This is a genomic window from Streptomyces sp. NPDC048349 (assembly GCF_040651925.1).
Taxonomy (GTDB): Bacteria; Actinomycetota; Actinomycetes; order Streptomycetales; family Streptomycetaceae; genus Streptomyces.
The window spans coordinates 69,534-78,423 of sequence record NZ_JBEZLA010000036.1; the positions used below are offsets into that span (position 1 = coordinate 69,534).

Sequence of the window (8,890 nt, forward strand, 5' to 3'; positions counted from 1 at the left end):
CGCCTAGCCGCCCCCGCCGGTGCGGCATCAGGGCCGCCGGCTCCAGCCGGCGGCCTCCGCCGCACCCAGCGGCCCGTACAGCGCCCCCGTACGGCGCCCCGTGCAGGTCCGCCGACGAAGGGCCCGGCCGCCGCCCGGGCCGCCCCCGCCGGTCAGGCGTCCACGAGGTCCTTCGAGCCGTTGAGCCTGCCGGCCTTCCCCAGCTTGCCCCGCGCGAACTCCAGGTTGCGGGTCACCCGCTCACGCTCGCCCTCCGGCAGCTTGCCGCCCTCGAGGAGCTGCTCCGCACACCGCGCCGACTCCTCGTACTCCCCGACCCAGTAGGCCGCCACGGCCAGCTCGTCCAGTGCTCGCCAGTCGTACCAGGCGTACTCCACGAACAGCACGTCGCCCGGATACGGGATCCGCACCGCCTGCCGCGCGAACATGTACGCCAGCGGCCACCGCTGCCCGCCCACGCGGCACAGCCGGGCGAGGTCGCCCAAGGCCTCCGCACGCGACGGACGGCTCTCGTGCGCACGCAGGAAACGGTCCATCACCTCCGCCGGCGACCGGTTCAGCTCCACCGCCAGCCGCGCGGCGTACAGCTTGGCGCAGAAGACCTCCTCGGCGAAGCCCCCCATGCCCGCCCGCCGGTCGTAGGCCTCCAGCGACTTCGCCGGCTCACCCGCGTCCCGCCAGCTCTGGGCGAGGTAGAAGACGTACCGCGCATTGTCGGGCTCCTTGAGCAGCCCCTGCTGGAGGAGTGCGGCATCACGCAGGTACTTCGTCCGCTGACCGTCCTCCCGCAGGCGCGCCCCGCCCCCCACGGAGCGGATGTGGGCACCGGCGAGCGTCCCCAGACCGTACGGCTGCCCGCACTCGATGTACTCGTGCAGGATGCCGACATAACGCCACGGGAGCCGTGTCGAGACCAGGGCCGGACGCCAGTGGATGATCGGCCCGTCGTGCAGCGCCACCCGGTAGGCGTCCTCCGTCAGCTCGGGCATGCGGAAGCCCGGCTCCACCTCCATCAGGTCATCGGCGTCGATGAACAGCAGGTAGTCCGCGTCACCGCGGGCCATCGCAAGGTCGATCGCCTCACTGCGGCTCGCGTCGAACCCGTTGAACGGGCTCTCGTGCAGGGCCCCGGGCAGGTCCCCGAGGACCTCGCGGATGACGTCCTGGGTGCCGTCCGTGGAACCCGTGTCCAGAATGACCCAGCTGTCGATCAGCGGGCGCACCGATTCCAGGCAGCGCCGGATGACGTGCGCCTCGTCCTTGACGATCATGTTCAGGCAGACCGTTGATGTCACAGCCCGTCCCTCTCTGTTCTGTCCCTACCGGAAGGGGATGCCGGCCCTACGGTTTGCGCTGCAGCAGCGTCACGGTCAGACCGCTGAGCTGCTCCGACCCGTAGGTGGTGTACTTCGCGCGCAGCGCCCGCGCCTGCTGCCCGGGAACCGCATCCAGGGAATCCGGCCCGTTGCCCGGGACCACCACCCAGATCCGGCTCTCGCCCTTCAAGCACGCGGCCGGCTGCGTGCAGTGGACCGGGTACAGCTCGTCGTGCTCGGCCGCCGTCTTGGCCAGGAACACCTCGGGCAGCTTCAGGTCGCGCTGCAGGTAGTAGCGCACCCCCTGGTCGAGCATCCACGGCGCACCCCTGACGTAGACCACCGCGTCCCCGGGCCGGTAGTACTTCTCGATCGTCCGTGCCGCTCCCGCGTAATCCGCGGCGTGCGGGACGTCGTGCTCGAACGGGCCGCGCACCCTGCGCTGGTCGGGGAGCACCAGCAGTCCGAGTACGGCCAGACCCACGACGACCGGCAGCCACGACCGCCGGGACGGCCGGGCAGGCAGAGCCGGCTCGGACGGCTCGGACGACTGGGACGGCAGGGAGGGGGACGGCAGGGAGGGGGACGGCAGCGCCGGCACGGACAGCCGAGACTTCCCGGCCGGCCGGGTCACCCTCGCCAACCCGGCCCCCGCCAGCACCGCCCACGCCGGCACGGTGAACAGCGCGTACTGGAACCGGAAGTAGGAGACCTCCCCGTGGGACGCCGCCCACAGCACCAGCGGCGGCACCACCGCCACCGTGAGACACAGCACCAGCCCCTCGCGCGCCTCCCGCCACGCCAGCGCGGCCAGTGTGATCACCACTCCCGCACACAGCGCCGAGGCGAACACCTGGGGCCAGATGTCCACCAGCCCCCACGCGCCCGGCGCCGCCAGCCAGAACAGCTGGCGGGACGCCTGCGACCTGCCCAGCACGACCACCGGAACCACACAGGCGACGCCGGCCGCGAGCGCGAGGCCGAAACCCCACAGCCCGCCGCGCTCACGGCGGACGAAGCGGAAGACCAGCAGGGCCACGTGCCCCAGCACCACCGTGAGCGCGACCAGGTGCAGCAGCCCCACCACCGCCACGCACATCCCGTACGCCGCCCAGCGCCACCCGCTGCGGGTCCTGTCCAGCGCCCGGAGCAGCAGATAGGTCGCCAAGGTCGCGGCCAGCACCACCAGTGCGTAGCTGCGCGCCTCCTGGGCGAACCGGCTCACGGCGGGGATCAGCACGAACAGCAGCCCGCCGCACAGCCCGGCACGCCGGCCGAAGAGCCGGTTCCCGATCAGCGCCACGCACGCCGCCGCGCCGCTCATGGCCAGCGCCGAGGGCATGCGCAGGGCGAACTGCGAATCGCCGAAGACGGCCATCCAGCCGTGCATCAGGAGGTAGTACGTGGCGTGCACCGCGTCGACGTTGTGCACCAGGGCCCAGATCCGGTCCGTGCTGCGCTCGCCCACGTTCCAGGTGACCAGCTCGTCCGTGCCCAGTTGGGGGCCGTCGATCCCGTACAAGGCCAGGGCCAGCGTGGCGAGCAGCGGCCACAGCCACAGGCCTGGAGGTCTCCCGAGGAGGCGTCGCCGCCTTTTCCCGGGCCGAACCTCTGCGTTCCGAGCAGGACCGATGAGAGTCGTCACGGGACAGTCATATCGCCGCTGCGGTGCCACCCGGCGCTGCCACGGACGGTGACCCCGGCATTCGCCTGATCGGCTCCCCACATGCCCACGATCTGATGATCGGACCACGCGCCTCCCGACATTTCGCGCAATTTGCCCGAAAGATGCCCGACGAGACCCACAGCGCGCTGCTGGGTCAATCCATCCGGTTCCACGAGGAGCACACACACATGAGTCCTGACAAAAGGACACCGTCCCGCATGGGCCCGCTTCCCCGGCAGGGCAAGTGGGTCGCCGGCGGGGCACTGGCATCACTGGCGATCGTGATGCTCGGCTTCGCCAACCCCGCGCTGGCCGTCGCCGAGAGGCCGCAGCCGGCCGGCATCGCCGCGGGCGGCGACGAGTGTTACGACGACGACGGTCACTACGACGGTCCCGACGGCTACGACGGCGACCGCAGCGACCGGGACAAGTGCAAGGGCAAGGTCGGCCCCACCGGCCCGACCGGCCCTGCGGGCCCCACCGGCGCCACGGGCGCGACCGGAGCCACCGGCGCGACCGGAGCCACGGGCGCCACCGGCCCGTGCATCGACGTCTCCACCTCGTGGGACGAGGAGGAGGTCAAGTACAAGGCCGTACTGACCCCCGACGGCACCGCGTGGGCGGGCGTGTACGACTTCAACGCGCCCAACCCCATCAACCCGGCGTACACCTGGTACAACCTCAGCACGCCGTCCTCGACCTTCCCGGCCAACCCGTGCGGGATCACGATCGCGGAGACCGCCAACACGGTCATCGTCGAGGTGGTCACCACGGCCGGACAGATCTACGAGACCACCTGTGACGTGGTCCGGGGCGAGCCGGACACGCTCGACTGCCCCAGCCCCCGCGTCTGGACTCCGGCCAGCCCGCAGCCGCCGGGAACGACCCTGGTCGCCAACGGCGCCCCCATGAGGCCGGGCGTCAGCGCAGCACCCAACAAGGGCCTCTCGAAGCTCAACGCGCGCCCCTGACCCCATCGGGATCCCGCTGAGCCGAAACCCCGTGTGCCGTGCCCGGCCTTTCCGGGCACGGCACACGTGCGCGCGACCCGTGAAAGGCCGACGCGCAGGCACAGGTGGCATGGCGCCGCCGGGCCCCGGCCGAGGACCTGCGACTGCACCGAGGACCTGCGACTGCCCGAGCCGGCCGCTGCGTCGTCCCCCCTCAGCCCTTCACGCAGACGACGGCCTTCAGCTTGGCGACGACCTGCACGAGGTCGGTCTGCTGGTCGATGACCTGCTCGATCGACTTGTACGCGCCCGGGATCTCGTCCACGATCCCCGAGTCCTTGCGGCACTCGACCCCCTGGGTCTGCTCCACCAGGTCCCGGGCCGAGAACCTCTTCTTCGCCGCGGTCCGGCTCATCTTCCGGCCCGCGCCGTGCGAGGCGGAGTTGAAGGACTTCTCGTTGCCGAGCCCCTTCACGATGTACGAGCCGGTCCCCATGGAGCCGGGGATGATCCCGTAGTCGCCGCTGCCGGCCCGGATCGCGCCCTTGCGGGTGACCAGCAGGTCCATGCCGTCGTACCGCTCCTGCGCCACGTAGTTGTGGTGGCAGCTGATCTCGCGGTCGAAGGAGACCTTCGCCTTGCGGAACTCCCTGCGGATGACCTCCTTGAACAGGCTCATCATGGCCGCACGGTTGTACTTCGCGTACTCCTGGGCCCAGAAGAGGTCGTTGCGGTACGCCTCCATCTCGGGCGTGGCCGCGAGGAAGACCGCGAGGTCCCGGTCGACGAGGCCCTGGTTGTGCGTGAGACCGCGAGCCACGTTGATGTGGAAGTCCGCCAGCTCGTTGCCGATGTTCCGCGACCCCGAGTGCAGCATGAGCCACACCGCACCGGACACGTCAGTGGTGACCTCGATGAAGTGGTTGCCCGAGCCGAGCGTTCCCATCTGCCGCAGCGCCCGGTCCCGCCGGAACTTCACCGCGTCCGCGACGTAGTCGAACCGCTCCCACAGGTCCCCGAACCCCGCCTCCGAGAACCCGTACAGCTTCGCCGGGTCGACCGCCTCGCGGTGCATCCCGGACCCCACCGGGATCGCCTGCTCGATCCGCGACCGCAGCTTCGACAGGTCCCCCGGGAGGTCGTTCGCCGTCAGCGAGGTCCTCACCGCCGACATGCCGCAGCCGATGTCCACGCCGACCGCCGCCGGGCAGACGGCGTCCTTCATCGCGATCACCGAGCCGACCGTGGCGCCCTTGCCGTAGTGGACGTCGGGCATGACGGCCAGGCCCTTGATCCACGGAAGGGTCGCCACGTTGCGCAGCTGCTGCATCGCGTGGTCTTCGACCGACGCCGGGTCGGTCCACATCCGGATCGGGACCTTCGCCCCAGGTACCTCTACATACGACATATGGCTTACATCCCCCGAAAACCGCAGAAAAGTCTCAATACGCAAAAAGCCTCGCTCTTGATCCCAAATACGACAGGGGACCGGCGCCAGCACCAGCGTGTGCGATAGACATTGTGTCCATCCGCGCCCGAGCCGCGGCAACGCATTTTCCTGACCGTCGGCGGGCCCGCCGGTCGAAGGGAGCCATTGGACGTGCAGCGCAAGGCGGTACGGCGAGCCCTGCCAGGCATCGCGATGCTCACCGCACTCGTGGCCGGCGCGGCCGGTCTGACCGGGTGCACCAGCGGGAGCGGGACCACGACCGGCGGTACCGGCGACTCCAAGGCGGGCGGCGGACAGGCCGTGCCCGCGCAGCCCGGGAAGTACCGGGTGCTGCCCGCACCCTGCAAGGCCGGGGCCGACAGCAAGCGCCTCAAGGTCATGCTCCCGGCCGCGGAGTCGCTCACCCCCGAGCAGCGCGACCAGATGTACGCCGGCACCGCGGACGCCTCGTACGACGGCGACCGGCGGGTCGGGTGCCGCTGGAGCGCGCAGACGCCGGAGGAGACCCGGCTGCTGTCGGTGGGCTTCGAGCGCGTGGTGTCCTATGACCGGGCCGCCGCCAGTGACGACGACAAGGCGCGCCAGGTGTACGTGCGCCAGCTCACCGACGCCAAGCTGCCCTTCCCCGGTCCGACCGCGAGCCCCGTGCCGCCCGGCGCCGCTCCCGGCGCGGCCCCCGGCACCGCCTCGCCCGCGCCTTCCGCTCCGGCCGCGCCGCCGGCCGGCGCCGGATCGGCTTCGACCGCGCCCGCGCCCTCCGGCAGCCCGTCCGTCCCGGTCGAGCTCGGCTCGCGCGTGCTGGAGGGCCTGGGGAACGAGGCGTTCGTCGAGGACAAGCTGAGCCCCGCGGGAGCCGCGGCGGCGCAGTCGCGCACCGTACGGATCGTGTTCCGCACCTCGAATGTGATCGTCACGCTGGAGTACAGCGTGCAGCCGGCGCTGCCGGGCATCGTCCCGTCCAGCGCCGAAACCCAGGACAGGGCACGGCAGTTGGCGCAGGCTCTGGTGGAGCGCCTCAACGAGTGAGCCGGGTCCGCCGGGGCCGGGGGTGACGGCGCGCACAGCACGCCGCCACCGGATCGGGCTACCGTTGCCCGGGTTCCGCGTTCGACCCCGTGTCCGAAGAAGACCCACAAAACGTACTGAAGGAAACATGCACCGATCAGCCTCGCGCCTCACCCGCGTTCTCGCCTGCGCAGCCGTCCCGGTGATCCTCACCGTCGCCGGGTGCTCGTCCGATTCGGGCAAGGGCTCCGGCTCGGACGGCGGCAAGAAGTCCGAATCCTCTTCGTCCGGCAAGCCGAGCGCGAAGCCCTCCGCGACCTTGGAGAAGGCCGCCTACGCGACGCTTCCGGACCCGTGCAAGTCCGTCCAGTCCGCGACGGTCGACACGCTGGTCCCCGAGGCGAAGGACAAGAACGGCACGGCGACGAAGTCGAACGACCTGGCCAGCCGGGCCAGCTGTTCCTGGAACGGTCTGGACGAGGACGGCCTGAAGGGTTCGCAGTACCGCTGGCTGTCCATCTCCCTCTTCCGCTACGACTCGCAGGCCTCCCTGGGCAGTGCCAACAAGCGGGCGGAGGAGCAGTTCCACAAGCAGGTGGAGGCGGCGAAGGCGTCCGAGGGCGCGCAGAACCTGAAGGCGGAGGAGGCGGGCGGGATCGGCGACCAGGGCGCGACGGTCGTCTACAGCGTGAAGAAGGACGTGGACTTCTTCAACACGACGGTGGTGGCGCGCACGCAGAACGTGGTCGTGACGCTCGACTACAACGGTGCCGCGTACGAGGGTGCGGGGGCGCCGGACCAGGCGAAGCTGCTCCAGGACGCGATCGCGGCGGCGAAGGAGGCCGCGGCCTCGGTCGATGCCGCCAACAAGCAGCCGGAGCAGCAGCAGTCCCCGCAGCCCGCGCAGTAGGAGCAGGCCCGCCTGAGGCGTTGACGTCGGGTCACCCGTACGCTGTGCCTGCTGCGGCCGGGTAAAGGCTCGGTAAGTGTGCTCGACATGGGGAGGGGATCGCGGGTGGCGGCGATGCAGCTGACTCGTACGCACCGGATACTCATCGGCGTCGTGGTCGCCGGAGCCGTCGTCATCGCGGGCATCGGTTTCGCGGGTTCGTACTCCGCGGTGCGTGCGCTGGCCCTGCAGAAAGGCTTCGGCAGCTTTTCGCTGGTGTTCCCCATCGGCATCGACGCGGGTATCTGTGTGCTGCTCGCGCTGGACCTGCTGCTGACCTGGATCCGGATCCCCTTCCCGCTGCTGCGCCAGACGGCGTGGTTGCTCACCGCGGCGACGATCGCGTTCAACGGTGCGGCGGCGTGGCCGGACCCGCTGGGTGTCGGCATGCACGCCGTCATTCCGATCCTGTTCGTGGTGACGGTCGAGGCGGCCCGGCACGCGGTGGGCCGGATCGCGGACATCACCGCGGACCGGCACATGGAGGGCGTGCGTCTCACGCGGTGGCTGTTGTCGCCGGTGCCCACGTTCAAGTTGTGGCGCCGGATGAAGCTGTGGGAGCTGCGCTCCTACGAGCAGGCGGTCGGCATGGAGCAGGACCGGCTGATCTACCAGGCGCGCTTGCAGGCCCGGTACGGGCGGGCGTGGCGGCGGAAGGCGCCGGTGGAGGCGTTGATGCCGCTGAAGCTGGCGCGGATCGGTGTGCCCCTGTCGCAGACGGCGCCGGAGGGGCTGGCGGCGGCGGGTATCGATCCGGCGCTGCTGCCGCCGGCGGCTCCTGCCGCGGTATCGGCCCCGGCCCTGGAGGCGGGGGCCGCGACGGCCGCCGAGTCCGGCGGGTCCGGGTCCGGGTCCGTGGTGCAGGAGGTCGCGGCGCAAAGCCAGGGCCAGGGCCAGGGCCCGGGCCAGGTCCAGGTGGCCGCTGCGGCCGCTGCGGCCGTGCACGCACCGCCGCCGTTCGCGGTGGAGCCGACGGCGATGCCCGCGGCACACAACAGCGCCTGGTTCGCGGCACCGCTGGCTCCGCAGGCCGCGTACGAGGGCGGCTACAACCCGCAGTACGTCGAGGGCTTGGAGCCGACCCCGGTCATGCGCCCGACGGGGCCGGAGGAGCCGCAGCCGAAGTCCGTGCACGGACAGCTGCCGATGCCGGCGCCGCGCCCCGCAGCGGCCTCGGACGCCGCGGATGCCGCAGATGTGGCGGCTACGCCGGACGAGGCCGAGTTCGCCGAGGTCGCGTACAAGGTGTTCCGCGCGCTGGTGGACGAGCAGAACGACTTCCCGACGGCCGAGGCGCTCGACATACACCTGTCGGACGGGTACGGCGTGACCCATCCGCGCAGCGGCTCCCTGCTGCGCCGGATGATCCCGGCGTTCAAGCAGCGCTACCAGAAGGACCTGGAGAACGAGCACATCGCCTGAGGGCCGTACGACGGCAAGCGAAGGGCCCGCACCCCTGGGCGGTTTCTAGGGATCGTCGCAACACGTAGTCGGTTTGATCAGGTCGCGAGGAGTTTACGCAGGCGCTCGGCTGGGGTTTCCCAGTCGAGCGTT

General features: G+C 71.1%; 7 protein-coding genes. 4 read left to right on the top strand and 3 right to left on the bottom strand.

From position 1 onward, the window contains the following. Positions 1-152: 152 nt before the first annotated feature. Both AB0D44_RS20635 and AB0D44_RS20640 read right to left on the bottom strand, forming a co-directional pair. The gene (locus tag AB0D44_RS20635; RefSeq protein ID WP_362592832.1) at positions 153-1,295 is read right to left on the bottom strand and encodes a glycosyltransferase; all 1,143 of its coding nucleotides are present in this window, start codon (positions 1,293-1,295) and stop codon (positions 153-155) included. A 46-nt stretch (positions 1,296-1,341) separates the two neighbouring features. Further along, the gene (locus AB0D44_RS20640; protein ID WP_362592835.1) at positions 1,342-2,961 is read right to left on the bottom strand and encodes a glycosyltransferase family 39 protein; all 1,620 of its coding nucleotides are present in this window, start codon (positions 2,959-2,961) and stop codon (positions 1,342-1,344) included. A 239-nt stretch (positions 2,962-3,200) separates the two neighbouring features. Here AB0D44_RS20640 and AB0D44_RS20645 point away from each other — a divergent pair, with 239 nt between their 5' ends. Then, entirely contained in the window at positions 3,201-3,953 is a 753-nt protein-coding gene (locus tag AB0D44_RS20645) for a hypothetical protein (protein ID WP_362592837.1), read from the top strand. Between the two features lie 193 nt (positions 3,954-4,146). Here the strand turns inward: AB0D44_RS20645 and AB0D44_RS20650 are convergent, their stop codons facing one another. Further along, positions 4,147-5,340: an RtcB family protein gene (locus AB0D44_RS20650; protein WP_362592840.1), complete on the bottom strand. Its 1,194-nt coding sequence runs from the start codon at positions 5,338-5,340 to the stop codon at positions 4,147-4,149. A gap of 192 nt (positions 5,341-5,532) precedes the next feature. On the opposite strand from AB0D44_RS20650, the gene AB0D44_RS20655 reads away from it, so the two are divergent. The 3 genes from AB0D44_RS20655 to AB0D44_RS20665 all read left to right on the top strand — a co-directional run bounded on the left by AB0D44_RS20655 (position 5,533) and on the right by AB0D44_RS20665 (position 8,758). Continuing rightward, positions 5,533-6,408 carry a DUF3558 domain-containing protein gene (locus AB0D44_RS20655; protein WP_362592842.1) on the top strand — a complete coding sequence of 292 codons (876 nt, stop codon included), beginning with the start codon at positions 5,533-5,535 and terminating at the stop codon, positions 6,406-6,408. A gap of 127 nt (positions 6,409-6,535) precedes the next feature. Beyond that, positions 6,536-7,297 carry a DUF3558 family protein gene (locus AB0D44_RS20660; protein ID WP_362592844.1) on the top strand — a complete coding sequence of 254 codons (762 nt, stop codon included), beginning with the start codon at positions 6,536-6,538 and terminating at the stop codon, positions 7,295-7,297. A 114-nt stretch (positions 7,298-7,411) separates the two neighbouring features. Beyond that, positions 7,412-8,758 carry a DUF2637 domain-containing protein gene (locus AB0D44_RS20665; RefSeq protein WP_362592847.1) on the top strand — a complete coding sequence of 449 codons (1,347 nt, stop codon included), beginning with the start codon at positions 7,412-7,414 and terminating at the stop codon, positions 8,756-8,758. Positions 8,759-8,890 lie beyond the last annotated feature (132 nt).